Source organism: Pseudomonas sp. GW821-FHT09C10, assembly GCF_059418085.1.
The window spans coordinates 207812-233492 of the sequence record NZ_JBWKPE010000005.1; the positions used below are offsets into that span (position 1 = coordinate 207812).

Consider the following 25681-nt stretch of genomic DNA (forward strand, 5'->3'; position numbering starts at 1 on the left):
GGAGAGCATTGTAATCATCGGCTGCGAATCAACTTGGCCGGAACACCAGCAACGACAGAGTATTCAGGAAAGGTCTTGGTCAAGACGGCACCCGCTCCTACCTTGCTGCCCTTGCTGACGGTTACGCCGTTCATGATGATTGCGCCAATACCAATATTTACGTCGTCTTCAATGACAACCTTGGCAAAGCTCAAGCTCTGAAACATGATCGGTACGTCACGCCCGCTATCTTCGTGGTACGCCGCATGGATTTTCACCCCTGGGCCTATACCCACGCAGTCACCGATTTCAATGCCGCCGGCACCATGCAAAAAACAGCCTTGGCCAATCCACACATTGTTTCCTAGAACAATCTTGTCCTTGTAATAACCTTTCAAGATCGTGTCGTGACCGATGTAAACATTATCCCCAAGCTCGATATTTTCAGGGTGAAAGATCCGGACGCCATCTTCAATAATGACATTCGTCCCTACACGCGCAAACTTGCTCAGGTCAGGAGTACCTGGCCCTTCTGATCGATATGCTTTCATTGCCCACCTCGAATACTGTCGATTAAACGACCCAGTCCGGACTCCAGGGAAATAGCACCCCGTCCTTTGCAATACATACTGGATTTAGCACCGTCTACCTGATTGAAAACGGGCTCAATATTTAGAATCCGGCCCGCGAGCAGCGCAATCTCCTGAATACTGACGATCTCGCTTCCACCCAACACATGCACGCCCTCGACGCGCCCCAGCGTCATTGCACAGAGCTGATCGCACAGGTCATCAATATGTTGCGGGTTGATGAGCGGGCACGAGGCATGAATCGAAATATCAATCGGCTCGCGGTTCAGGATGCGCTGGATCAACCTTGGCATCAGGCGCTCCCGGGACTGACCTTCACCGTAGGGGTAATACAAACGCGCAACTGCAGATGGCCCTCGATAGTGCAGGCGGACGACCTCGTCCCCGAGGTACTTGCTTAGAGCATAATCACCCACAGGGGCCGCAGGACTATCGAATACCGCCGGGCCATCCGAGTAACCGTATACAGCGCCACTGGATACATTGAGCAAATAAGGGGGTGTTGCGCGCGCCTGCAACATCGCACACAGGTTAATGATCCCCTGTACGTTTACGGTGAACAGCTTTTCTCGATCCGCCCCCACATAAGCGGCGCAGTTGATCACTGCATCGTGATCCTCAAGGCAGCCAAATGACTCCGGCATGACAAGATCGATATCGCTGCGACCGTAGGCTCGAACCTGGTGCCCCTCGGCAGTCAGTCTAGAGATCAGGTGACTGCCGACAAATCCGTTTGCGCCTACGATTCCAACATTCATATTTAACACCTGATAAAACCAGACCAGCCAATACTGTGTTTCTGTACCGTCCAGGTTGCCCGCTGAAACTGACACGCCTACGACTAGTTTCAAACCCGGTATTGGCTCATCCAGCCGTTACATACGTTAGAACCAATTCAGGCTTGAATACGCATGAGGGGCAAGATAAATCAGCATCCGCCAACCTGAGGCAAGGCTTACACCCTTCAGTCGATGCGCTGCTTGTACCAGGCCAGGGTTTCCGCCAGGCCTTTATCGAACGGCGTCAAAGAATACTGGATAAGGCCTTTGACCTTTTCGTTACTGGCGTTGTGGCAAAGCACATCCGAATGGCGTCCCGGTTTGCGCAGGATCTCGCCGCTATAGTCGAAAGCCGTGCAGATACGCTGAATCAGCTCCGTGATGGAAATCTGATTGTCGGTGGAAATGTTGACGGTCTCACCAGACGGCAGCACCGAGTACAGCTTCACAACGGCATCTACCGTGTCCTGCACATAGATGAAATCGCGGCTCTGAGTACCCTCGCCATGAATCTCAGGCGTACCGCCTTTCAGCAAGCGCATGGCGGTAATCGGGATCACACCGGCGAGCATGCCCTTGTAGTTCTGGCGTGGCCCGTAGTTATTGAAAGGCCGCACGATGAACGCATCCAACTCAAACATCCGCACATAGCTTTCCACGGCCAGGTCGGCAGCAGCTTTACCCGCAGCATACGTGGTGGTTGGATTGCGTGGATGAGCTTCGTCCATCGGCTCGTAAACAGCAGAGCCGTAAACTTCCGAAGTGGAGAAATGGCACAGCGTCTTGAACAGGCCCCGGCGCTGCAGCTCCAATAGGTTAAGCGTCACGCGCACGTTGGTATCGAAAGCGTTGGCAGGGTTCAGGAACGAATAATTCAGCGCCTTGGTCGCGCAATTGAAGACGATATCAATTGAATGATTGGTAAAGATGTATTCCAGACTGGTGTTGAATTCCGCATCATCGCGATAAAAGGTGACTTTACCAGTCGCGAGAGCCTCCTCCAGGTTGTCTTCCGAGCCGACAAACAGATTGTCTATCACGACAACATGCGCTGCCCCTTCGACCAGCAGCTTGTCCACAAGGTGACTGCCAATAAAGCCAGCACCACCGGTGACAAGGATCGTCTTGCCCCGCACATCATCCCGAATCGTCATGCTTGCACCGCCGCTTGAATCACTGCACAAATTTTCATTGCCTCAACACCTGCATCGACACCCGGCACACTGACCGAGGATGGCTGCCGGCAACTCGCAATGAAGGCTTGCAGCTCGGACAACAGGGCTTCCTGAGGAGGCACCGCAACCGCCTCTTGAATCGCCGATATGGTGTAGGGCAATACACCGCCTTGCTGGGTCTCAGATTGGCGATTGATGATAATTTCTTTACGCAACAGATCGCAGTCGACAAACATGTCGGTGCAAGTAGCCTCGATCTGGCGCTTCTTCTTGTCGGTTACGCGACTCGCCTGAATTCTTGAGAAGCGGCCGTTTTCATGGGTAATCAACGCTGAGGCGAAATCGATCATGCTCCCGTGCGCGAAACCGTGAGCAGCCACGGACCTTGCCGGGCCGTTGAGGTACAGCGCCAGGTCAATGTCGTGAATCATCAGGTCGGTGACGACATCAACATCGGTGATACGCGAGCTCACTTTGTTGGTCCGCGTGAAGTCGATACTGATGATCTGCTCGCTTTTTTCCAGGACCACCTTCAGCGCCTGCACTGCTGGGTTGAAGCGCTCGATGAAGCCGACCTGGATATTCAGGTTGTTGTCCTTGGCGAAAGCTGCGACTTCATCGCACTCCTCCAAGGTCGCAGCGAGGGGCTTTTCGACGAAGATATTCTTCACCTGAGCGGCTACCAGGCGGATGTAATCGGCGTGGGTCACGGTAGGGGTACAAATCACCACCGCGTCGACGTTGGCGAGCAGTGGGCTTGGGTCAACCACCCCTGGCACGCCGTGCGCTTCGCCAGCACGAGCGGCTACGCCAGCGTTCGCATCAGCGACAAAGGCCAGTTCCACACCCTTGAGCAGGGACAGCACGCGCAAGTGATTACGCCCCATATTCCCAAGGCCAATCAGGCCTACCTTGAGCACTTCTTCAAACATATCTCAAACGTCTCCGGAAACTCGATTGCCTTCCCTGTCGATCTTGGCGACCGCACGAGCAGGATTCCCCATGACCAGGGTATAAGGTGCAACATCCTTGGTGACGACACTCCCGGCGGCGACCATGGCGTACTCACCAATGGTAATCCCGCAGACGATGGTCGCATTGGCACCGATGCTGGCACCGTTATGCACGAAGGTCGGTGTGATGGACCAATCGGCGTTGAATGCGCGTGGCACTTTGTCGTTGGTGAAACAAGCATTGGGGCCAACGAAGACATCGTCACCGATCTCTACGCCGTTATAGACCGAGACGCTGTTCTGGATCTTGCAGCGATCGCCGATCTTAACTGCGTGATCGATATAGACATCCTTGGACAGGATGCACCCTGCCCCGATCACCACATCTTCACGGATCTGTACGTTGATCCAGACCTTGGTGCCCTGCCCGATACTGGAGTTGTCCGAGACGTTGGCCGTCGGATGGATATAGACATCATTTGCCATTGGCGCCTCCGGCCAGCGTTGCACGGACCACGGACGCCACGCGTTGCAGCTCCTCATCGGTCATGTACGGGAACAGCGGCAAGTTAAGCACCGATGCACACAGTCGCTCGCCGACCTGGCCGCCGAAGTGCCCTTTGATATAGGCGGCAGCGCCGGGCTGGCTGGACATGACGCCAGGGTAGATGTTTGCAAAACCGATCTCGGCCGCCTTGAGTGCAGACTCCAGGGCGAGCTTGGTATCCGCGTCAGGCACCAGGCAGACATTGCAGTAACCATTTTCCGTGTATGCGGCTGGGGCCGACATCAGCTCGATGCCAGTCGAAGGCAGAGCGTCTCGGTAAAAGGCGACAGCCTTGCGACGGGACGCAAGGCGGTCCTCGATATGCCCGATGGACAAATTGAGGAACGCCGCCTGCAGCGAATCCAGGCGCGAATTCCAGCCCACGTCGCCGTACCCGTAATGAGCCGTGCGCCCGTGATTACCGAGACGTCGAACCTTATCGGCAAGCGCCGCGTCATCGGTAAACACTGCACCGCCGTCGCCCGCACCGCCAAGAACCTTGGCTGGGTAGAAGGAGGTAGTGGAAATGAACGCCCCCTTGCAGATCGGCTCACCCGCGAATTCAGCACCGTACGATTGAGCACCATCCTCGATCAGGCATACAGCGTGTTTTTTGCACAGATCACGCAGATCCTGCAGGCGCGCACTGCCCCAGCCATACAGGTGGGCAATGATCGCAGCCTTGGGCGATGCCTCGCGAATGGCCTGCTCGAACGCAGCAAAATCGACGCCTCCATCAGTGATGTCAGCATCAATGGTGACTGGTTTTGCGCCTACATTGACGACCGCTTCGAAGGTCGCCCAGAAGGTCACATTCGGAACCAGTACCACGTCCCCCTCCCCCACGCCCACTGCACGCAGGGCCAGCTGAAGAGCATCCGTGCCGTTTGCACAGCTCACGGCATGAGCCACCTGCAAATCCGACTGCAAGCGTGACTCCAGAGCAGCGACTTCAGCACCACCGATGAACTGTGCGTTGATCGTCATCGCGTGGAATTTCTCCATCAGCGCGGCGTGGAACCCAGGCTCAAAGCGCTTGAGATCAATGAAGGGAACGTTAATTTTCAATCTCCTTAGATAAGCCCAAAAATGGCCGCCACTTTATCAGCAATCCGGGCCAATCTCATAACTAGTGTCACCCCCTCCAGGTGCCGTTTACCGACAATTTACGCCTGGAGGAATTTGAGCTAAAAACATTTAAAATCAATAAGATATGTAATCCAGCAGTGTCAGGGTAATCCCACCCTGACAGTCAAGCCCGACCACCGGAACTCACTCCCCCAGGCTATTGCTCAACGCCTGGACAATGGACTGCAATGCCGCCTCATCGAGATAGGGATGCATTGGCAAACTCATGACCCGCGAGGCGGCTGCATCACCAACTGGTAGCTCGGCGCTATCATCCTTCACGGCCGGCTGGCGGTTGAGAGGGATCGGATAATGCACCGCAGTGGGTACGCCGAACGCCTTCAGTTGATCCTGGACCTTGTCCCGCGCATCGACCTGAACGGTGAACTGCGCCCAGGCACTGGTGTTGAATGTGTCTACAAAGGGCGCAGTAATGCCGACCTCTGCGAGCAGCTGGCTGTAGCGTTCAGCGACCTTTTGCCGCAACACCAACTCTTCGGCGAATATTTCCAACTTGGGCAAGAGGATGGCCGCCTGCAGCGTATCCAGACGACTGTTCACCCCAACACGCACGTGATGGTAACGGCGATCCTGGCCATGGCGGGCGATTTGCCGCATGACAACAGCCAACTGATCGTCGTTGGTAAAGAGCGCGCCGCCGTCACCATAGCAACCCAGTGGCTTGCTCGGGAAAAAGCTCGTGCTCCCAATGGTTGTCAGATTGCAGGATCGGCGCCCTTTGTAGGTTGCACCAAAACTCTGTGCTGCATCCTCGATCACCGGGAGGCCGTGTTGGGCCGCGATGGCATTGATCGGGTCGAAATCCGCACACTGACCGTACAGAGAAACCGGAATAATCGCTTTGGTACGCGGTGTAATAGCCGCCTCCAGCAACGCCGGATCTAGGTTGTAGGTGCGCGGGTCAACGTCGACATAGACAGGCTTGGCGCCCAGCAGCACAACGGTTTCTGCAGTAGCGATGTAGGTGAAGCCCGGTGTGATCACTTCATCGCCAGGGCCTACGCCCAAGGCCATCAGGGCAATCTGCAAGGCATCGGTGCCATTAGCGCAGGTGATGCAATGCTTGGCACCAACAAATGCAGCAAGGCGCTCTTCGAGCTCCGCGACTTCCGGGCCAAGGATGTATTGGCCATGCGCCAGGACACGCTGGATACCGGCGTCGATCCTGTCTTTGATCCTGGCTTGCTGGATCTTGAGGTCAATAAACTCGATCATTGCCCGGCCTCCTTGACCAGCGTTTTACCGCTCAGTAGGTAGCGAGCACCGCTGTGCTCGCAAATCGCAATCCCATCGCCTTCCAGCGGTAGGTCCAATTGCTCGCCGAACTCACTCATCCAGCCGATTTGCCGAGCGGGCACGCCCACCATCAAGGCATAGGCGGGTACCGGCTTGTTGATCACCGCGCCGGCGCCAACGAAAGCATACTCACCGATGGTGACACCACAGACGATCGTGCAGTTGGCGCCCAGGGTGGCGCCTTTTCTGACAAGGGTGTCGCGATACTCGCTCTTGCGTTCGATCAGAGAGCGCGGGTTGTAGACATTCGTAAACACCATGCTCGGCCCACAGAACACACCTTCTTCCAACGTCACGTTGTCGTAGACCGAAACGTTGTTCTGGATCTTGCAGTTGTCCCCGATAAGCACCTTGTTACCAACAAAGACGTTCTGCCCGAGGGACACGCCCCTGCCGATACGTGCGCCACTGCAAACGTGCACGAAATGCCACACCCGCGAGTCGTCACCGATCTGCGCGCCTTCATCGACAATTGCGGAAGGGTGAACTTGATAATTCATGCCTGCCTCAGCGACTCAGGGTTGCAAGAAAAGGGTGGCCCTCGCCGTTCTGCGGCGTAACGATGGCGGACGAACGAATGGTATTTACGGTTTCGACGCAGTGACGCGCGTCTTCGATGCCATAGCCACGGCCGGCGAGGATTTCCCGGTAGCTGGTGGTATGCAGGTCGGTAAAGCCTTCGGAAAATTCCATCTCATCGCCATCAACCGTGATGGAGCGATAGGTCGGCTTTTTGCCCTTGACAGAATCCGGCAAGTCATCGGCATCAATGGACAGGAACCAGCGCACACGGGCGTTCTCGTATTCAAGGTAGCCGGCTGCTTTGTAATCATTGGCAAAGTGCACAACGTTACGCTGCAACTTGCCAAAGATGAAATGCAGCATGTCGTAGAAGTGCACGCCGATATTGGTCGCGATGCCGTACGACTTGCGCGGATCACCCTTCCAGCTCTCCATGTACCACTTGCCACGCGAAGTGATATAGGTGAGTTCTACATCGTACTTGCCGTCGCGAGACTCACGGGCAACTTTCTCTTTCAAGTCGAGAATTGCCTGGTGATGACGCAGCTGCAGGATGTTGTAAACGCGTTTGCCCGTCTCGCGCTCGACCAAGGCCAGTTCGTCGAGAATTTCAGGCGTGGGAACCAGCGGCTTCTCGCAAATCACATCGCAGCCAAGGCGCAAGCCGGCCGCGATATGCGAGTGATGCAGATAATTGGGCGAGCAGACTGCGACGTAATCCAAGGCGGTGGCCGGATCGCGCTTGAGCTGCCAGGCGTGCTCATTGAAACGCTCGAACTGGGTAAAAAACTCGCTCTGCGGAGACAGGCTGTCAATGATCCCCACGGAATCATTGATGTCATAGGCCGACACCAACTCGTTACCGGTGTCTTTGATTGCGCGCATATGCCGAGGGGCGATGTAACCGGCAGCGCCGATAAGGGCGAAACGTTTCAAAGGGAACACTCCAGCAGTCAGGCTTTGATGATATGGGCTTCAGGGGTGCGGTACTTGCCGCGACTATCGATCACCAATCGTGCGTGCTGGCGAATCAGCTCATAATCGAATTTGTCGTGATCAGTCGCCAGGACAATGGCGTCGAAGCCAGCAATGTTTTCTGCGGTCAGCGCCTCGCTGGACAAGTCGAAGTGGTGCTCGCGCATCTTCGGGAACACCGGAACGTGCGGGTCACTGTAAGCCACGATACAACCCTTGGCTTCCAGCAACTCCATGATTTCCACGGAGGGGGACTCACGCATATCGTCCACGTTTTTCTTGTACGCGATACCAAGCACCAACACTTTGCTGCCTTTCAACGGCTTGCTGTTGTTATTGAGGCCGTCCATCAGCTTACTGACTACGTACTCGGGCATGGCTTGGTTGACTTCGCCGGAGAGCTCGATGAAACGCGTGTGCAGGCCATACTCGCGGGCCTTCCAGGTCAGGTAGAACGGATCGATGGGGATGCAGTGCCCACCGAGACCTGGACCAGGGTAGTAAGGCGTGAAGCCGAAAGGCTTGGTTGCCGCTGCGTCGACCACTTCGAAAATATCAATGCCCATCCGATCAGCGACAACTTTCATTTCGTTGACCAGGCCGATATTCACCGCGCGGTGGATATTTTCCAGCAGCTTGGTCATTTCAGCGGCCTTGGTAGAACTCACCGGCACCACTTGGTCAATTGCCTGCTCGTACAGGGCGATGCCGACTTCAAGGCATGCGGGTGTATGCCCACCGATTACTTTCGGAATAGTACGGGTTTCAAAGTTTGGATTACCCGGATCTTCCCGTTCTGGCGAGTAAACCAGGAAGATATTCTCACCCACCTTCAAACCACCACCCTCAACACGCGGAAGCAACTCTTCTTCAGTCGTCCCCGGATAGGTGGTGCTTTCAAGCGAAACAACCTGACCTTCGCGCAAGTATGGCTTAATGGCTTCCGTGGTATTAATCACGAAACTCATGTCCGGCTCACGGTACTTGTTCAGGGGAGTTGGAACACACAGTATCAAGGCATCACATTCGCTCACGCGCTCAAATGCGGTGGTAGCCTCAAAACCGCTTTGACGGGCGCTCTGAACTTTTTCAGCAGGAATATGTTCGATATAACTTTGACCAGCATTCAACCGAGAGACTTTAGCCTCATCAATGTCGATGCCCAATACACGAAAGCCAATGGCATTATAACGCAACATCAGGGGCAGACCGACATACCCCAATCCGACAATACCAATTAGGGCTTCTTTGTTCTTAAATCTGTCAACACTTGACTGCTTGATGCCTGACATCAGGTAAAACTCCATTAGCTAATTCTGGAACGATCAACACATCAACTATCCCGGGAATCACAACCCGATGCTGAGGCTCTCTTTTCATACGCCCCACTCCAAACGCCGCCAATTGGGATTGACCCACCTGCGAGACAGCGTAAGCGCATACGCCTTGGGCAATGTATCAAAGGGCACATTATGCCGTTATTCTCCCTGCATAGCTGTAGCCAAATTGATGATTCCACAACAGCATCGGAGAGAAATACTTGTAATCATGGCGTTACAGCGAGCAAATCCAGGCAACGTATTGACGCTTCCTAACCGTGCCCACCTCTAAAAAGCCTATGATTTTTCTTACAAAAAGCTCATGCAACCCCTGCCTTCCGCTACGAAATGTCGCAGCGGCAAAGCGCCCTCCAGTATAGACCAGGGCAAAATTTCCAACAGGGCTGACGACTCGACACACGACAGGAGGACGCAGACAGGCTTTCAAGAGACTACAAACCCATTACTGAGCCTGACCTCTTAGCAGTTCCGCCCCCACGACTCATTGATGCGACATAGAGACAAATATTCCACAAACAATTTCGCCAACGCACAACGTCACTTAACGCGAAACCATTGAATTAGAAATCCAAACTGCCATAACCCGAAAAGCGTTGCACTCACGGGTCAACACTCAAATAAGAAAAACCTAAAACCCTACCGGCAAAAAAAGAGCACATTCATTGAGCATAAAAAAAGACCAATCCAGCCAAATAAAATCCAACTTTCAAAGACCAATAGCTGAAGCCCCCCAACACCAGCGTGTTAGCTCTGAATGCGCGCTTTCGCTGCACGCCTTGAACGCAGACGTGTTAACGAGCTGATAACAGGACCGAGACAGCAACCTATCAACAGAGCCAAGACAACATAGACTGCAACTGGAGCTTGAGGCGTCGACCAAGTAAAGAAAACAAGACTTACATGCTGATCATTTTCAAGAGTGAATACAATCACGACGGCGACAACCAAAATGAGCAGCGCGATTTCAAAAAATTGCCTGATTTTACTCATCTAAACCTCCAAACTACGATCACAGACTACCTTCATCTTCCTCATCCTCATTCACCCGATCTCGCAACTCCTTGCCCGGCTTGAAATGAGGGACAAACTTACCGTCCAGGCTGACTGACTGCCCAGTCTTAGGATTACGCCCTACCCGCGGAGCACGGTAGTGCAGCGAAAAACTCCCAAACCCGCGAATTTCAATCCGATCGCCGGTCGCCAGGCACTGGGACATCTGCTCAAGCATGGTCTTGATAGCCAGCTCTACATCCTTGGATGAAAGCAGCCCTTGATGGGTGACAATTCGTTCGATCAACTCCGACTTCGTCATATTTTTCCCTTCTTTTTCAAGCAGCTAGGAAAAGCGCTTCGAAGGTTTTAGCATGACTTGATGAATTTGAACAGCCCACACATCAACTTATCTGCCGTTTGAATAACCACCGCCATGAGCGATCAACACACTCAATTGCAGATCACAAGCATGGTACGAGTGACTGCTCCAGCAGGGTTCCAACCGAACAAGTAATCACCCTCTTCGTCTTTGGCGTCGCTGGACCTGGTGATGACCTTATAGCCCCGCATCTTGCATTCGCGGGCGGCGCGCTTCTCGCACTTCTCCCAATTGCCGCCAAGCCCCGAGCAGTCAACCTCAATGCCGCTGACACCGCGCTTGACGTGAGTTTTGGCGCTGGTAGCGGCACAGCCTGCAAGCAATACCACTGCGAGCACTACGATAAGCCTTTTCATTGAAATCCTTAATAACACGGGATGGCTCTTATCAACACTATAGTCAGCTCTGACACCAAGCCCTAACCCTTGGTTCTTGCGCGTGAATTCAACGAATTTCAGGCATAAAAAAGGGCGACCGAAGTCGCCCTTTTTTACAGCCTTACAGAACTTAGTTCTGCTTAGCCATTGCTTCGCGCAGCAGGGAGGCCATGGTGGTCTCGCCTGTTGCAGCTTCCGGAGCCGATTTCAGGCTCTGGATGGCCTCTTTCTCTTCCACTTCGTCTTTCGACTTGATGGAGAGTTGGATCACGCGGCTCTTGCGATCGACGCTGATGATCTTGGCTTCTACTTCCTGGCCTTCTTTCAGAACGTTGCGCGCGTCTTCAACGCGGTCACGGCTGATTTCGGAGGCTTTCAGAGTCGCTTCGATATCGTCGGCCAGAACGATGATGGCGCCTTTGGCGTCAACTTCTTTCACAGTGCCTTTAACGATGGCGCCTTTGTCGTTCTCTTGAACGTACTCGGAGAACGGATCGCTTTCCAGTTGCTTGATACCCAGGGAGATGCGCTCGCGCTCTGGGTCAACCGACAGGATAACGGTGTCCAGCTCGTCGCCCTTCTTGAAACGACGAACAGCTTCTTCGCCAACTTCGTTCCAGGAGATGTCGGACAGGTGAACCAGGCCGTCGATGCCGCCGTCCAGACCAATGAAGATACCGAAATCGGTGATCGACTTGATGGTGCCGGAGATTTTATCGCCCTTGTTGAACTGGCCAGAGAAATCTTCCCATGGGTTAGATTTGCACTGCTTGATGCCCAGGGAGATACGACGACGCTCTTCGTCGATGTCCAGAACCATGACTTCCACTTCGTCGCCGACTTGTACGACTTTCGAAGGGTGGATGTTTTTGTTGGTCCAGTCCATTTCGGAAACGTGTACCAGGCCTTCCACGCCTTCTTCCAGCTCTGCGAAGCAGCCGTAGTCGGTCAGGTTGGTAACACGCGCGGTTACGCGAGTGCTTTCTGGGTAACGGGCTTTGATAGCAACCCATGGATCTTCACCCAGTTGCTTCAGGCCCAGGGAAACACGGTTGCGCTCGCGATCGTATTTCAGAACCTTGACATCAATCTCGTCGCCAACATTGACGATTTCGGAAGGATGCTTGATACGCTTCCAAGCCATGTCGGTAATGTGCAGCAGGCCATCGACGCCACCCAGATCGACGAATGCGCCGTAATCGGTGAGGTTCTTGACGATACCTTTGACTTGTTGGCCTTCCTGCAGGGATTCCAGCAGAGCTTCACGCTCGGCGGAGTTCTCTGCTTCCAGGACACTGCGACGGGAAACGACAACGTTGTTGCGCTTCTGGTCGAGTTTGATGACCTTGAATTCGAGTTCTTTGCCTTCCAGGTGCGTGGTGTCGCGCACAGGACGAACGTCGACCAAAGAACCTGGCAGGAACGCACGGATGCCGTTAACGTCGACAGTGAAGCCGCCTTTAACCTTACCGTTGATAACGCCCTTGACCACTTCTTCAGCTGCGAAGGCTGCTTCGAGAACAATCCAGCATTCAGCGCGCTTGGCTTTTTCACGGGACAGCTTGGTTTCACCGAAACCGTCTTCAACCGAGTCCAGAGCAACGTGAACTTCGTCACCGACATTGATTGTCAGATCACCAGCATCGTTGTAGAACTGTTCCAGCGGGATCAGAGCTTCAGACTTCAGACCAGCGTGAACGGTTACCCAGCGAGCTTGGTAATCGATATCAACGATAACACCGGTGATGATGGAGCCTGCCTGAAGGTTCAGGGTTTTTAGGCTTTCTTCAAAGAGTTCCGCAAAGCTTTCGCTCATTTTAATTCCTGTTGATAAGGGCGAAGAATACGCCCATCTCCACACCCCAGACGGTGTGGGTCAGTTTCAGTTAAAAGAAGCCACCGCAGGACTATGACTGGTCCCCTGCGGCCTTCTTGATCACCCGGCGATATCGCGAATGGCGATTTCACTCAAGATGCGTTCCAGCACCTGCTCGATGGACAACTCCGTGGAATCCAGCTGTATGGCATCAGCCGCCGGCTTGAGCGGGGCTACTGCGCGCTGGGTATCACGCTCATCGCGTGCACGGATCTCATCTAGCAGACTCGACAGACTAACACCATCGACTTTGCCCTTCAACTGCAAGTAGCGGCGGCGAGCCCGCTCCTCGGCGCTGGCGGTCAGGAAAATCTTCAGCGGCGCCTCGGGAAACACCACCGTGCCCATGTCACGGCCATCGGCCACCAGGCCCGGTGGCTCCTGGAAAGCCCGCTGACGCTGCAACAGCGCATCACGCACCGCCGGCAGTGCGGCAACCTGGGAAGCCCAGGAGCCGACCTGCTCGTTACGCAAGTCATCGGTCACATCGTCCCCTTCCAGGATGATGCGCTGGGGATGACCCTCCGTCGCGCCGACGAACTGCACATCGAGGTGCGCGGCCAGCAGCTTCAGGGATTCTTCGTTGGTCAGGTCGACGCCATGGTTGCGTGCGGCAAACGCCAGCAGGCGGTACAACGCGCCGGAATCCAGCAGGCACCAGCCCAGGCGCTTGGCCAGGATGCCGGCGATCGTGCCTTTGCCCGAGCCGCTTGGCCCGTCGATGGTAATCACCGGTGCTTTAATATTCACAATTGAGCCTCTTGGGCAACACGGATGCCGACTTGGGCACACAGTGTAAGAAAGTTCGGAAAAGACGTAGCAACATTGGCGCAGTCATGGATACGAATCGGCGCGGTCGCCCGCAGGGAAGCCACGCTGAAGGCCATGGCAATCCGGTGATCACCCCGGGCATGGACTTCACCACCGCCCATCACGCCACCGTCAATGATAATCCCATCGGCGGTCGGTTCACACTTCACCCCCAACACCTGCAGACCGTCGGCCATGACCTGGATACGGTCGGACTCCTTCACGCGCAACTCTTCGGCGCCACGCAAAATGGTCCGGCCTTCAGCGCAGGCGGCCGCGACGAACAACACCGGGAATTCATCAATAGCCAGGGGCACCAGCGCTTCCGGAATCTCGATACCCTTCAATACAGCTGCCCGCACCCGCAGGTCAGCGACAGGCTCGCCACCCACTTCGCGCGGGTTTTCCAAGGTGATATCTGCCCCCATCAGACGCAGGATATCGATCACCCCGGTGCGGGTCGGGTTGATGCCGACATGCTCCAGCAACAACTCGGAGCCTTCGGCAATCGAAGCCGCCACCAGGAAGAATGCCGAGGAGGAGATGTCCCCCGGCACTTCAATATGGGCAGCCGTCAGTACATGGCCCGATTCCACCGATGCGGTAGCGCCTTCCACCGCAACCGGGTAACCAAAACCGCGCAACATACGCTCGGTATGGTCACGGGTCGGCGCAGGCTCGGTCACTGCGGTTTGACCTTCGGCATACAGCCCCGCCAGCAACAGGCAGGATTTGACCTGGGCACTGGCCATCGGCATTGCATAGCTCATGCCTTTGAGCGCCTGGCCGCCACGAATGGTCAGTGGCGGACGCCCTTCCGGCCCGGTCTCGATCACCGCGCCCATGTCCCGCAATGGCTTGGCCACGCGGTTCATCGGGCGCTTGGACAGGGAAGCATCGCCGGTCAACACGCTGTCAAAGCGTTGTGCCGCCAACAAACCGGACAGCAGGCGCATGGACGTACCGGAATTGCCCAGGTAGATCGGCCCCGGCGCCGGCTTCAGGCCGTGCAAGCCCACACCATGAATGGTCACGCGCCCATGGTGCGGCCCCTCAATCACCACGCCCATGTCGCGAAACGCCTGCAGGGTCGCCAGGGCGTCTTCACCCTCAAGGAACCCTTCCACCTCCGTCACGCCCTCGGCCAACGAGCCGAGCATGATCGAGCGATGGGAGATCGACTTGTCACCCGGCACCCGGATACGCCCGCTCAAGCGGCCGCCCGAGTTGGCGAGGAAGGTCAGGTCATCGGCGTTCACAGCGGTTTCCATATAGGCCCGGCGAGCCAGGATCTTGCTGAAATGCTCACGCGCCACCCGCGCACGGGTGAACACGCCCAATAATTGATGGCCATCCCCGGCATCGACCGCGTCGCGCAAGGCGTCGAGGTCACTGCGGAAGGTGTCCAGGGTGCGCAACACCGCTTCGCGATTGGCGAGAAAGATGTCGTGCCACATCACCGGATCGCTGCCGGCAATCCGCGTGAAATCGCGGAAGCCACCGGCGGCATAACGGAAAATCTCGAGGTTTTCGTTACGCTTGGCCAGGGAGTCCACCAGGCCGAATGCCAACAGATGGGGCAGATGGCTGGTCGCCGCCAGCACTTCGTCGTGGCGCTCGACCTGCATATGTTCCACATCCGCCCCCAGCTCACGCCAGAGACGATCCACCACCGCCAGCGCGGCCGGATCGGTTTGCTCCAGCGGCGTCAGGATCACTTTATGGCGGCGGAACAGCTGCGCATTGGACGCTTCCACCCCGCTCTGCTCGGAACCGGCAATCGGATGGCCCGGCACAAAGCGCGACGGCATGCCGCCAAAGGCCTGCTGCGCCGCCCGCACCACATTGCCCTTGGCACTGCCGACGTCCGTCAGGATCGCCTGGCCCAGGTCCATGCCGGCCAATACCGCCAGCAGTTTCTCCATGGCCAGGATCGGCACAGCGAGCTGGATGACGTCAGCCCCCTGGCACGCCAGCGCCAGGTCCGCCTCGCAGCGATCCACCACGCCCAACTCCACCGCCAGCTTGCGCGATTGCGGGTCAAGGTCCACACCGACCACTTCGCCGCACAGCCCGCTTTCGCGCAGGCCTTTGGCGAAGGAGCCACCGATCAAGCCCAGGCCGACCACCACCAGGCGACCGATCATAGGCACGGCAGGTTGCAATGCAGTGACATCAACCACGAGCCAGGACCTTGGCCAGCGCCTCCAGGAAGCGGCTGTTTTCAGCCGGCAAGCCGATGGTAATCCGCAGGTGGTTCGGCATGCCGTAGTTGGCCACCGGCCGCACGATCACACCTTCACGCAGCAGCCCCTGGAATACCGGGGCGGCCACTTGACCAAGGTCGACACAGATGAAGTTGCCCTTGGAGGGAATCCAGCCCAGGCCCAACTCACGGAAACCATCCTGCAACTGCAGCATGCCGCTTGCGTTGATGCGGCGACCTTCTTCCAGGTACTCGGCATCCTTCACCGCCGCACAGGCTGCCGCCAGGGCGAGGCTGTTGACGTTGAACGGTTGACGCACGCGGTTCAGCACATCGGCCACCACCGCTGTCGACAAGCCATAGCCGACCCGCAGCGACGCCAGGCCATAAGCCTTGGAGAAAGTGCGCGACACCAGCAGGTTCGGGTAGGCCGCCAGGAAATCCAGACCGTCCGGCAGGTCGCTGCCTTCGGCGTACTCGATATAAGCCTCGTCCAACACCACCAGCACATGCTCAGGCACGTCCTGCAGGAAGTCGTTCAGCGCCTGTGCATCGAACCAGGTGCCGGTCGGGTTGTTCGGGTTGGCGATAAACACAACGCGGGTCTGGGTATCGATGGCAGCCAGCATGGCCGGCAGGTCGTGGCCCCAGTCCTTGGCGGGAATCACGCGGGCGTCGGCACCGACCGCCTGGGTGACGATCGGGTAGACCGCAAACGCGTGCTCGCTGAACACGGCGTTCAGGCCCGGCGCCAGGTAGGCACGCCCAACCAGCTCGAGGATGTCATTGGAACCGTTGCCCAGGGTGACCTGGTTCAGCTCGACCCGGCATGTTTCTGCCAGCAGGGACTTGAGGGCGAAGCCATTGCCGTCCGGGTAACGGGTCAGCTCGGCCAATTCTTCGCGAATCGCCGCCAATACCTTGGGGCTTGGGCCCAGTGGATTCTCGTTACTCGCCAGCTTGACGATCTTGGAGGGATCCAGGTTCAACTCACGCGCCAGCTCGTCCACAGGCTTGCCCGGAACGTAAGGCGACAGTTGTTGCACGCCCGGCTGGGCCAGGGCGAGGAAGTTGCCACTCATGTTAAAGCCTCACAAAACCGCTTTCGGGTAAGAGCCCAGCACCTTGAGTGCCACGGCTTCCTGACTGATCTTCTCCAGCACGCCCTTGACCAGAGGATCGCGGTGGTGGCCGATGAAGTCGATAAAGAACACGTAAGTCCATTTACCGCTGCGCGAAGGACGTGTCTCGATGCGTGTCAGGTCAATACCGTTATCGTGGAACGGCACCAGCAGCTCATGCAGCGCGCCGGGCTTGTTGCTCATGGAGACGATGATCGAAGTCTTGTCGTCGCCGGTCGGCGGCACTTCCTGGCTGCCGATCATCAGGAAGCGCGTGGAGTTATCCGGGCGATCCTCGATTTTCTCGGCCAGGCGCGTCAGGCCATACAGGCCTGCCGCCATATCACCGGCGATCGCCGCAGAATTCCATTCACCCTTGACCCGCTTGGCCGCTTCGGCGTTGCTGGACACCGCCACGCGCTCCACATTCGGGTAATGCGCATCCAGCCACTTGCGGCACTGGGCCAGGGACTGGGCGTGGGAATAGATGCGGCTGATGCTGTCGGTCTTGGTGTTCTCACCCACCAGCAGGTGATGGTGGATGCGCAGCTCGACTTCGCCGCAGATCACCATGTCGTGCTCAAGGAAGCTGTCCAGCGTGTGGTTGACCGCGCCTTCGGTGGAGTTTTCCACCGGCACCACGCCAAAGTTCACCGCGCCGGCCGCCACTTCACGGAACACCTCGTCGATGGCCGCCATGGGCTTGCTGATCACCGCGTGGCCGAAGTGCTTCATGGCCGCCGCCTGGGTGAAGGTGCCTTCCGGGCCAAGGTAGGCCACTTTCAGCGGCTGCTCGAGCGCCAGGCACGACGACATGATTTCACGGAACAACCGCGCCATCTCTTCGTTGCCCAGCGGGCCCTTGTTACGCTCCATGACGCGCTTGAGCACCTGGGCTTCACGCTCCGGCCGGTAGAACACCGGCACTTCGCCCTCCGCCAGGGATGCCATCTTCACCCGCGCCACTTCCTGGGCGCAGCGCGCACGCTCACTGATCAGCTCCAGGACTTTCTCGTCCAGACTGTCAATGCGTACACGCAGGGCCTTGAGTTCTTGTTCAGACATTAGCCGTGTTCCTTTTCGAACTCTGCCATGTAGGCAACCAGCGCGTTGATCGCGTGAATGTCCACAGCGTTGTAGATGGAGGCACGCATGCCACCCACCGAACGGTGGCCCTTGAGGTTCAACAGGCCGCGGGCGTCGGCACCGACCAGGAAGGGCTTGTCCAGGCGGTCGTCGGCCAGGCGGAACGGCACGTTCATCCACGAGCGGTCGGTGAGGTTGATGGGGTTGCTGTACAGGCCGCTGGCGTCGATGAAGTCGTACAGGGTGCGCTTCTTCTCTTCGTTGAGCTTGCCCATGGCCGCCACGCCGCCCTGCTCTTTCAGCCACTCGAACACCAGGCCAGACAGGTACCAGGCGAAGGCCGGCGGAGTGTTGTACATCGAGCCGTTGTCGGCTGCGACCTTGTAGTTGAGCATGGTCGGGCACAGTGAACGGGCGCGACCCAGCAGGTCCTCACGCACGATATTGACCAGGATGCCGCTCGGGCCGATGTTCTTCTGCGCACCGGCGTAGATCATGCCGTAGCGCGACACGTCGATAGGCCGCGAGAGGATGTCCGAGGACATGTCGCACACCAGCGGAACGTCGCCGACTTCCGGCACCCAGTCGAACTCCAGGCCGCCAATGGTTTCGTTCGCGACGTAGTGCACGTAGGCCGCGTCCTTGGACAGCTTCCATTCGTTCTGACCGGGAATGGCGAAGTAGTCGTAGGGCTTGGCGGTGCCGGCCACATTGACGTGACCGTAGCGCGAGGCCTCTTCAATAGCCTTCTGCCCCCAGATACCGGTGTCGATGTAGTCGGCCGTGCCATCTTCCGGCAGCAGGTTCAGCGGGATCTGGGCGAACTGCTGGCTCGCACCGCCTTGCAGGAACAGCACTTTGTAGTTGGATGGAATGTCGAGCAAGTCGCGCAGATCCTGCTCGGCCTTGGTGGCAATGGACACGAACTCATCGCTGCGATGGCTCATTTCCATCACGGAGAGGCCTTTTCCATGCCAGTCGAGGAGTTCACCCTGCGCACGCTGCAGGACTGCTTCAGGAAGCGCCGCGGGACCGGCACAGAAGTTATAGGCTCTCTTGCTCACATCCAATCTCACTCTGATCTGGTGGGGTGGTGCAATAAATCGGGTTTCAATACTTTCATAAGGGACAAACAACAAGGGGGCGAATCTTCATCCGCCCCCTGTGTGTCCGCTTATTCCTGCGGTTCTTCTTCGTCTGCGGCAGCATCGAGGGTTGGCTCGTCGACGTTGTCATCGCCCGCTGCGATCACCTCGCCTTCGAACTCCTCACCTTCCAGCTCTTCGCCTTCGACTTCCGACGGTTCCTGGACACGCTCCAGGCCGACCAGTTTTTCGTCCTTGGCCAGCTTGATCAAGGTCACGCCCTGGGTGTTACGGCCCAGGCTCGACACTTCGGCCACACGGGTACGCACCAGGGTGCCCTGGTCGGAAATCAGCATGATTTCCTCGCCATCGAGCACCTGGACCGCGCCGACCAGACGGCCGTTGCGGTCGTTGCTGACCATGGCGATAACGCCCTGGCCGCCACGCTTGTACTCCGGGAACTCGCTGATGGCGGTGCGCTTGCCATAACCACGCTCGGAAGCGGTGAGGATCTGGCTGCCTTCTTCCGGGATCAGCATCGAAATCAGCTTCTGCCCTTCCGGCAGGCGCATGCCGCGCACACCGCGGGCGGTACGGCCCATGGCACGAACGTCGGATTCCTTGAAGCGAGTGACCTTGCCGCCGTCGGAGAACAGCATGACTTCACGCTCGCCATCGGTAATGGCCGCGCTGATCAGTACGTCGCCTTCGTCCAGCTCCAGGGCGATCAGGCCCACGCTACGCTGGCGGCTGAAGGATTCCAGTGGGGTCTTCTTCACGGTGCCTTTGGCGGTGGCCATGAAGATGAAGTGACCTTCGGTGTATTCCTCGACCGGCAGCATGGTGGTGATGTACTCATCACTGTCCAGCGGCAGCAGGTTGACCAACGGACGACCACGGGCGGCACGGGAAGCTTCCGGGATTTCATAGGTCTTGAGCCAGTACACCTTGCCCTTGCTGGAGAACAGCAGCAGCGTGGTGTGGCTGTTGGCGACCAGCAGGTGGGCGATGTAGTCCTCATCCTTCACGCCGGTAGCCGATTTACCTTTACCGCCACGACGCTGGGCCTGGTACGCAGCCAATGGCTGGGTCTTGGCATAGCCACCGTGGGAGATGGTCACCACGCGCTCTTCTTCCGGGATCATGTCACCCAGGGTCAGGTCGAGGCGAGCATCGAGGATTTCGGTGCGACGTACGTCGCCGTATTCGGCGCGGATCACCTCCAGTTCTTCGCGGATCACTTCCATCAGGCGCACGGCGCTGTTGAGGATGCGGATCAGCTCGCCGATCTGGTTGAGGATCTCCTGGTACTCGGCCAGCAGCTTCTCGTGTTCCAGGCCGGTCAGGCGGTGCAGGCGCAGTTCCAGGATGGCCTGGGCCTGTTCCGGCGACAGGAAGTACTTGCCGTCACGCAGGCCGTATTGCGGGTCCAGTGTCTCCGGGCGGCACGAGTCGGCGCCGGCACGTTCAACCATCGCCACCACGGCGCTGGATTCCCATGGCATCTTGATCAGCGCTTCCTTGGCTTCCGACGGCGTCGGCGAAGCCTTGATCAGGGCGATGACCGGGTCGATGTTCGACAGCGCTACAGCCTGGCCTTCCAGGATGTGGCCGCGCTCGCGGGCCTTGCGCAGCTCGAATACGGTACGGCGGGTAACCACTTCGCGACGGTGACGTACGAAGGCTTCCAGCAGGTCCTTGAGGTTCAGGATGCGTGGGCGGCCGTCGATCAGTGCAACCACGTTGATACCAAACACGCTTTGCAGCTGGGTCTGGGCGTAGAGGTTGTTGAGGATCACCTCAGGCACTTCGCCACGACGCAGCTCGATCACCACGCGCATACCGTCTTTGTCGGATTCGTCGCGCAGTTCGGTGATGCCTTCGAGCTTCTTCTCTTTAACCAGCTCGGCGATCTTCTCGATCAGACGCGCTTTGTTCAGCTGGTACGGGAGCTCGGTGATGACGATCTGCTGGCGGCCACCGACCTTGTCGATGTCCTCGATGATCGAGCGGGCGCGCATGTAAATGCGCCCGCGACCGGTGCGGTAGGCTTCGATGATGCCGGCGCGACCGTTGATGATCGCGGCGGTCGGGAAGTCCGGGCCCGGGATGTATTGCATCAGCTCATCGACGGTCAGCTCAGGGTTGTCGATGAGGGCCAGGCAACCGTCGATGACTTCACCGAGGTTGTGCGGCGGGATGTTGGTGGCCATGCCCACGGCGATACCGCTGGAACCATTGACCAGCAGGTTGGGAATCTTGGTCGGCATGACCGCCGGGATCATTTCGGTGCCGTCGTAGTTCGGCACCCAGTCCACGGTTTCTTTATGCAGGTCGGCCAGCAGCTCGTGCGCCAGCTTGGTCATGCGCACTTCGGTGTATCGCATGGCCGCGGCGTTGTCGCCGTCGACCGAACCGAAGTTGCCCTGGCCGTCTACCAGCAGGTAGCGCAGGGAAAACGGCTGGGCCATCCGAACGATGGTGTCGTACACCGCAGTGTCGCCGTGAGGGTGATACTTACCGATCACGTCACCGACAACACGGGCAGATTTCTTGTACGGCTTGTTCCAGTCGTTACCCAGCTCGCTCATTGCGAACAGCACACGCCGGTGCACGGGCTTCAAGCCATCGCGCGCATCAGGCAGTGCCCGACCGACAATTACGCTCATCGCGTAGTCGAGGTAGGACTGTTTCAGCTCGTCTTCGATATTGACCGGGAGGATTTCTTTGGCCAGTTCGCCCATGAGAAGCCTGATTCCTTTTTCGGGTGAAACCTCGTCGCATCCATATGGGACGAACGAAGCTCGCCGTCGCCGGCACACTGCCTGACAACGACTTACGACAAATCAACGAGTTATGACACGGATCTGCACGTTATGGGCAACCCCTGGGGGCGGCCCTGGAAACAGCCGGATGTTATCACAATCGCCGCCACGCACCTATCCCCCTGATGCGCATGGAGACTAGTAATTTGACGGATGACAGGCTTGAGGAGGCCGAGAGGGGCTCAGAGATGGGGTGGTGCTTTTTTTTGAGGGCGGATCCGAGGGTTTTATTGACTTTCAGGGCCAATCGGGGGCAAGCCCCCTCCCACACTTTAATTGTGAACAGTCAAAATGCGGCAGGTGGCTTGCCCCCGATAGCCATTTCACAGACACCACAGCCCTCAATGCAGCCGCTTACGGCACATCAGCTTGGCCAATTTCGCCGTATCCGGCCGCTCAACCACGCCCTTCTCAGTCACGATCACATCGATCAGGTCGGCCGGAGTCACATCAAATACCGGATTAAACGCATTGACCTCCAAGCGCTGCCCCATGACCTCCAGCAGCTCACCGGGATCGCGCTCCTCCAAGGCCACATCGTCACCAGTGGCCATCATCAGGTCCAGGCTCGAACTCGGCGCCACCACCATGAAACGCACGCCGTGGTGCATGGCGCACACTGCCAATTGATAAGTGCCGATCTTGCTGATCACATCGCCATTGGCGGCAATGCAATCGGCGCCGACGATCACCCAGGTGATGCCTTTGGTCTTGAGGAGATGCGCACCGGCCGAGTCGGCATTCACGGTGACCGGGATCCCCTCGCCCGCCAGCTCCCAGGCGGTCAGCCGCGAGCCTTGCAGCCATGGGCGGGTTTCATTGGCGTAGACATGCTCGACCAAGCCTTCCAGGAAGGCCGCGCGAATCACCCCGAGGGCCGTGCCGACACCGCCGGTTGCCAAGGCGCCGGCGTTGCCATGGGTCAAGATCGCCTGGGCGTTGCCCTGATGCTTGCGAATCCGCTCAACGCCCAACTGGGCCATGACGAGGTTGGCTTCCCGGTCGCTTTCATGGATAGCGATCGCTTCGGCCTCCAGCACCGCCAGCGGATCGGCGTGCTTCTTGACGCGATCCAGGCGATCGCGCATGCGCTTGAGCGCCCAGAACAGGTTCGAGGCGGTCGGACGGGTATCGGCCAGTAGTGCGTAGTCCTCTTCCCAGGCGGCCTGCCAGTCACCGCCCTCGGCGATGCGCTCGCGAGCGGCGAGCACCAGGCCATAGGCCGCGCTGATGCCGATGGCCGATGCGCCACGCACCACCATGGCGCGAATGGCCGCCGCCACTCCATCGACCGTGGAGCAGGCCACCCAGCATTCCTGGGACGGCAGGGCGCGTTGATCAAGCAGGTGCAGCGTGCCATCACGCCAATCGATGGGCCTCACTTTCTCCGCTGCCAACAGTCGATCGCGCATCCATCACCCCATACTCATCAACAAAAGCCGCCGATTATAGCGATCCGCCAGCCAGGACGCTCGGGTATACTTCGCGCTTCTTTTATAGCTGCCCGGGAAGAAGCCTGCGATGACCTCCACTGCCGCCCCGCTCGACTTATTGCTACTGCCAACCTGGCTGGTACCTGTCGAACCCGCCGGTGTGGTGCTCAAGGACCATGGCGTGGGCATCCGCAATGGGCGTATTGCCTTTATCGGTCCACGGGCTGCGGCGTTGAAGCTGTCGGCCACTGAAGTGCGCGAGCTGCCGGGCATGTTGCTCAGTCCGGGCCTGATCAACGCCCACGGGCATGCGGCGATGAGCCTGTTTCGCGGCCTGGCCGATGATCTGCCCCTGATGACCTGGCTGGAAAAACACATCTGGCCCGCCGAAGCCAAGTGGGTCGACGAGGCCTTCGTGCGGGACGGCACCGACCTGGCCATTGCCGAGCAGCTCAAGGGCGGCATTACCTGCTTCTCGGACATGTACTTCTACCCCAAGGTCGCCAGCGATTGCGTGCACAACAGCGGCATGCGTGCGCAGATCGCGATTCCGATCCTCGACTTCCCGATTCCCGGTGCCGGCACCGCCGATGAGGCGATCCGCCAGGGCATCGAACTGTTCGGCGACCTCAAGCACCATCCGCGCATCAAGATCACCTTCGGCCCCCACGCGCCCTACACCGTGTGCGATGCCAACCTGGAAAAGATCCAGGTCATCGCCGAAGAGCTGGACGCCGCGATCCATATGCATGTGCATGAAACCGCTTTCGAGGTACAACAGGCCGTCGAACAGACCGGCGAGCGGCCGTTGGCGCGCCTGGGACGCCTGGGCTTGCTGGGCCCGCGCTTCCAGGCAGTTCATATGACCCAAATCAGCGAGGACGACCTGGCTTTGCTGGTAGAAAGCAACACCAGCGTGATCCATTGCCCGGAATCGAACCTGAAACTGGCCAGTGGCTTCTGCCCGGTGGAGCGTCTATGGCAGGCGGGCGTCAATGTGGCCATCGGCACCGACGGCGCCGCCAGCAACAACGACCTGGACCTGCTGGGTGAAACCCGTACCGCCGCGATGCTGGCCAAGGCCGTCGCCGGTTCGGCCACCGCCCTGGACGCCCACCGCGCCCTGCGCATGGCTACGCTCAACGGTGCACGTGCCATGGGCCTGGAAAGTGAAATCGGCTCCCTGGAAGTGGGCAAGGCGGCGGATATGGTCGCCTTCGATCTGACGGGGCTGGCGCAACAACCGATCTACGATCCGGTCTCACAGCTTATATATGCCACCGGACGCGATTGCGTGAAACACCTTTGGGTCGCCGGCAAGCAGTTGCTCGACGACCGGCAACTCACCCGCATGGATGAACAACAGTTGACCGCCACGGCCATTGCCTGGGGAAAACGCATCAGCGGGCACACCGAATAACGCTGGCTCTGAACCCGCGTGTTCAGGACCGACAAACCGATTTATCAGATTTAGAGGATTCACCATGAGCAACGTCGACCACGCCGAAATCGCCAAGTTTGAAGCCCTGGCCCACCGCTGGTGGGACCGCGAAAGCGAGTTCAAACCCCTGCACGACATCAACCCGTTGCGGGTCAACTGGATTGACGAACGCGTCAACCTGGCCGGCAAGAAGGTGCTGGACGTCGGGTGCGGCGGCGGCATCCTCAGCGAAGCCATGGCCCAGCGCGGCGCCACCGTGATGGGGATCGACATGGGCGAAGCGCCGCTGGCCGTGGCGCAGTTGCACCAGCTGGAATCCGGCGTGAGCGTGGAATATCGCCAGATCACCGCCGAAGCCCTGGCCGAGGAAATGCCTGAGCAGTTCGACGTGGTCACTTGCCTGGAAATGCTGGAGCACGTACCAGACCCCTCGTCGGTGATCCGCGCCTGCTTCCGCATGGTGAAGCCGGGCGGCCAGGTGTTCTTCTCCACCATCAACCGCAACCCCAAGGCCTACCTGTTCGCGATCATCGGCGCCGAATACATCATGAAGCTGCTGCCGCGCGGCACCCACGATTTCAAGAAATTCATCCGCCCGTCCGAACTGGGTGCGTGGAGCCGCCAGGCCGGGCTGACCGTCAAGGACATCATCGGCCTGACCTACAACCCGCTGACCAAGCACTACAAACTGGCCAGCGACGTTGACGTCAATTACATGATCCAGACCCTGCGCGAGGAGTAAGC

23 protein-coding genes are annotated in these 25681 nt (G+C 58.1%); 2 read left to right on the forward strand and 21 right to left on the reverse strand.

Features of this window, described 5'->3' with window-relative positions; translation table 11 throughout:
* Positions 1-14: 14 nt before the first annotated feature.
* The 21 genes from AC07OT_RS12460 to mtnA all read right to left on the reverse strand — a co-directional run bounded on the left by AC07OT_RS12460 (position 15) and on the right by mtnA (position 23475).
* Positions 15-530 carry an acyltransferase gene (locus AC07OT_RS12460; RefSeq protein ID WP_495108190.1) on the reverse strand — a complete coding sequence of 172 codons (516 nt, stop codon included), beginning with the start codon at positions 528-530 and terminating at the stop codon, positions 15-17.
* Positions 527-1420, reverse strand: coding sequence for an NAD-dependent epimerase/dehydratase family protein (locus AC07OT_RS12465; RefSeq protein ID WP_495108191.1), 894 nt, complete (start codon positions 1418-1420; stop codon positions 527-529). Before AC07OT_RS12465 ends, AC07OT_RS12460 begins: the two co-directional genes overlap by 4 nt.
* 113 nt (positions 1421-1533) lie before the next feature.
* A complete protein-coding gene (locus AC07OT_RS12470) occupies positions 1534-2502 on the reverse strand; it encodes a dTDP-glucose 4,6-dehydratase (RefSeq protein ID WP_495108192.1) in 969 nt (322 codons plus the stop codon).
* A complete protein-coding gene (locus tag AC07OT_RS12475) occupies positions 2499-3455 on the reverse strand; it encodes a Gfo/Idh/MocA family protein (RefSeq protein WP_495108193.1) in 957 nt (318 codons plus the stop codon). Before AC07OT_RS12475 ends, AC07OT_RS12470 begins: the two co-directional genes overlap by 4 nt.
* 3 nt (positions 3456-3458) lie before the next feature.
* Positions 3459-3962, reverse strand: coding sequence for an acyltransferase (locus AC07OT_RS12480; RefSeq protein ID WP_141157078.1), 504 nt, complete (start codon positions 3960-3962; stop codon positions 3459-3461).
* Complete coding sequence (locus AC07OT_RS12485) at positions 3952-5091, reverse strand: DegT/DnrJ/EryC1/StrS family aminotransferase (protein ID WP_495108194.1); 1140 nt, start codon at positions 5089-5091, stop codon at positions 3952-3954. The genes AC07OT_RS12480 and AC07OT_RS12485 overlap by 11 nt, the downstream gene beginning before the upstream one ends.
* A gap of 204 nt (positions 5092-5295) precedes the next feature.
* Positions 5296-6387 (reverse strand): DegT/DnrJ/EryC1/StrS family aminotransferase, encoded by a 1092-nt coding sequence (locus tag AC07OT_RS12490; RefSeq protein ID WP_495108195.1) that lies wholly within the window; start codon positions 6385-6387, stop codon positions 5296-5298.
* Complete coding sequence (gene wbpD / locus AC07OT_RS12495) at positions 6384-6968, reverse strand: UDP-2-acetamido-3-amino-2,3-dideoxy-D-glucuronate N-acetyltransferase (protein WP_223013920.1); 585 nt, start codon at positions 6966-6968, stop codon at positions 6384-6386. The genes AC07OT_RS12490 and wbpD overlap by 4 nt, the downstream gene beginning before the upstream one ends.
* A 7-nt stretch (positions 6969-6975) precedes the next feature.
* Positions 6976-7926 (reverse strand): UDP-N-acetyl-2-amino-2-deoxy-D-glucuronate oxidase, encoded by a 951-nt coding sequence (gene wbpB, locus AC07OT_RS12500; protein WP_053132477.1) that lies wholly within the window; start codon positions 7924-7926, stop codon positions 6976-6978.
* 17 nt (positions 7927-7943) lie between these two features.
* Positions 7944-9257, reverse strand: a complete 1314-nt coding sequence (gene wbpA / locus AC07OT_RS12505) for a UDP-N-acetyl-D-glucosamine 6-dehydrogenase (protein ID WP_053132575.1) — start codon at positions 9255-9257, stop codon at positions 7944-7946.
* Positions 9258-10049: 792 nt separating this feature from the next.
* Positions 10050-10295: a LapA family protein gene (locus AC07OT_RS12510; RefSeq protein WP_495108196.1), complete on the reverse strand. Its 246-nt coding sequence runs from the start codon at positions 10293-10295 to the stop codon at positions 10050-10052.
* A gap of 19 nt (positions 10296-10314) precedes the next feature.
* Complete coding sequence (ihfB, locus tag AC07OT_RS12515; RefSeq protein ID WP_053132474.1) at positions 10315-10617, reverse strand: integration host factor subunit beta; 303 nt, start codon at positions 10615-10617, stop codon at positions 10315-10317.
* A gap of 131 nt (positions 10618-10748) precedes the next feature.
* Positions 10749-11033: a hypothetical protein gene (locus tag AC07OT_RS12520; RefSeq protein ID WP_053132471.1), complete on the reverse strand. Its 285-nt coding sequence runs from the start codon at positions 11031-11033 to the stop codon at positions 10749-10751.
* Positions 11034-11184: 151 nt separating this feature from the next.
* Entirely contained in the window at positions 11185-12870 is a 1686-nt protein-coding gene (gene rpsA, locus AC07OT_RS12525; RefSeq protein ID WP_027604177.1) for a 30S ribosomal protein S1, read from the reverse strand.
* A gap of 120 nt (positions 12871-12990) precedes the next feature.
* A complete protein-coding gene (gene cmk / locus AC07OT_RS12530; RefSeq protein ID WP_003172653.1) occupies positions 12991-13680 on the reverse strand; it encodes a (d)CMP kinase in 690 nt (229 codons plus the stop codon).
* Positions 13677-15887: a bifunctional prephenate dehydrogenase/3-phosphoshikimate 1-carboxyvinyltransferase gene (locus tag AC07OT_RS12535; RefSeq protein ID WP_495108275.1), complete on the reverse strand. Its 2211-nt coding sequence runs from the start codon at positions 15885-15887 to the stop codon at positions 13677-13679. Before AC07OT_RS12535 ends, cmk begins: the two co-directional genes overlap by 4 nt.
* A 28-nt stretch (positions 15888-15915) precedes the next feature.
* A complete protein-coding gene (gene hisC, locus AC07OT_RS12540) occupies positions 15916-17028 on the reverse strand; it encodes a histidinol-phosphate transaminase (protein WP_495108197.1) in 1113 nt (370 codons plus the stop codon).
* 9 nt (positions 17029-17037) lie between these two features.
* A complete protein-coding gene (gene pheA, locus AC07OT_RS12545; RefSeq protein ID WP_003172650.1) occupies positions 17038-18132 on the reverse strand; it encodes a prephenate dehydratase in 1095 nt (364 codons plus the stop codon).
* On the reverse strand, positions 18132-19217 hold the full coding sequence (gene serC / locus AC07OT_RS12550; protein ID WP_495108198.1) for a 3-phosphoserine/phosphohydroxythreonine transaminase: 1086 nt from the start codon (positions 19215-19217) through the stop codon (positions 18132-18134). The genes pheA and serC overlap by 1 nt, the downstream gene beginning before the upstream one ends.
* 110 nt (positions 19218-19327) lie before the next feature.
* Positions 19328-21982 (reverse strand): DNA gyrase subunit A, encoded by a 2655-nt coding sequence (gyrA, locus tag AC07OT_RS12555; RefSeq protein WP_495101249.1) that lies wholly within the window; start codon positions 21980-21982, stop codon positions 19328-19330.
* Positions 21983-22404: 422 nt separating this feature from the next.
* Positions 22405-23475, reverse strand: coding sequence for an S-methyl-5-thioribose-1-phosphate isomerase (mtnA, locus tag AC07OT_RS12560; RefSeq protein WP_495108199.1), 1071 nt, complete (start codon positions 23473-23475; stop codon positions 22405-22407).
* A gap of 109 nt (positions 23476-23584) precedes the next feature.
* Between mtnA and AC07OT_RS12565 the strand changes: the two genes are divergently transcribed.
* Positions 23585-24916 (forward strand): TRZ/ATZ family hydrolase, encoded by a 1332-nt coding sequence (locus AC07OT_RS12565; protein ID WP_495108200.1) that lies wholly within the window; start codon positions 23585-23587, stop codon positions 24914-24916.
* A 64-nt stretch (positions 24917-24980) separates the two neighbouring features.
* Positions 24981-25679, forward strand: coding sequence for a bifunctional 2-polyprenyl-6-hydroxyphenol methylase/3-demethylubiquinol 3-O-methyltransferase UbiG (gene ubiG / locus AC07OT_RS12570; RefSeq protein ID WP_003172645.1), 699 nt, complete (start codon positions 24981-24983; stop codon positions 25677-25679).
* The last annotated feature ends 2 nt before the right edge of the window (positions 25680-25681 follow it).

What these genes read in the sequence shown, in the direction of transcription:
- AC07OT_RS12460 (WP_495108190.1), bottom strand. Translation starts at nt 530, where the DNA reads ATGAAAGCATATCGATCAGAAGGGCCAGGTACTCCTGACCTGAGCAAG.
- AC07OT_RS12475 (WP_495108193.1), bottom strand. Translation starts at nt 3,455, where the DNA reads ATGTTTGAAGAAGTGCTCAAGGTAGGCCTGATTGGCCTTGGGAATATG.
- mtnA (WP_495108199.1), bottom strand. Translation starts at nt 23,475, where the DNA reads ATGCGCGATCGACTGTTGGCAGCGGAGAAAGTGAGGCCCATCGATTGG.
- wbpD (WP_223013920.1), bottom strand. Translation starts at nt 6,968, where the DNA reads ATGAATTATCAAGTTCACCCTTCCGCAATTGTCGATGAAGGCGCGCAG.
- AC07OT_RS12520 (WP_053132471.1), bottom strand. Translation starts at nt 11,033, where the DNA reads ATGAAAAGGCTTATCGTAGTGCTCGCAGTGGTATTGCTTGCAGGCTGT.
- AC07OT_RS12535 (WP_495108275.1), bottom strand. Translation starts at nt 15,887, where the DNA reads ATGATCGGTCGCCTGGTGGTGGTCGGCCTGGGCTTGATCGGTGGCTCC.
- AC07OT_RS12565 (WP_495108200.1), top strand. Translation starts at nt 23,585, where the DNA reads ATGACCTCCACTGCCGCCCCGCTCGACTTATTGCTACTGCCAACCTGG.
- ubiG (WP_003172645.1), top strand. Translation starts at nt 24,981, where the DNA reads ATGAGCAACGTCGACCACGCCGAAATCGCCAAGTTTGAAGCCCTGGCC.
- AC07OT_RS12510 (WP_495108196.1), bottom strand. Translation starts at nt 10,295, where the DNA reads ATGAGTAAAATCAGGCAATTTTTTGAAATCGCGCTGCTCATTTTGGTT.
- pheA (WP_003172650.1), bottom strand. Translation starts at nt 18,132, where the DNA reads ATGTCTGAACAAGAACTCAAGGCCCTGCGTGTACGCATTGACAGTCTG.
- AC07OT_RS12480 (WP_141157078.1), bottom strand. Translation starts at nt 3,962, where the DNA reads ATGGCAAATGATGTCTATATCCATCCGACGGCCAACGTCTCGGACAAC.
- rpsA (WP_027604177.1), bottom strand. Translation starts at nt 12,870, where the DNA reads ATGAGCGAAAGCTTTGCGGAACTCTTTGAAGAAAGCCTAAAAACCCTG.
- wbpA (WP_053132575.1), bottom strand. Translation starts at nt 9,257, where the DNA reads ATGTCAGGCATCAAGCAGTCAAGTGTTGACAGATTTAAGAACAAAGAA.
- AC07OT_RS12470 (WP_495108192.1), bottom strand. Translation starts at nt 2,502, where the DNA reads ATGACGATTCGGGATGATGTGCGGGGCAAGACGATCCTTGTCACCGGT.
- ihfB (WP_053132474.1), bottom strand. Translation starts at nt 10,617, where the DNA reads ATGACGAAGTCGGAGTTGATCGAACGAATTGTCACCCATCAAGGGCTG.
- AC07OT_RS12490 (WP_495108195.1), bottom strand. Translation starts at nt 6,387, where the DNA reads ATGATCGAGTTTATTGACCTCAAGATCCAGCAAGCCAGGATCAAAGAC.
- gyrA (WP_495101249.1), bottom strand. Translation starts at nt 21,982, where the DNA reads ATGGGCGAACTGGCCAAAGAAATCCTCCCGGTCAATATCGAAGACGAG.
- hisC (WP_495108197.1), bottom strand. Translation starts at nt 17,028, where the DNA reads ATGAGTGGCAACTTCCTCGCCCTGGCCCAGCCGGGCGTGCAACAACTG.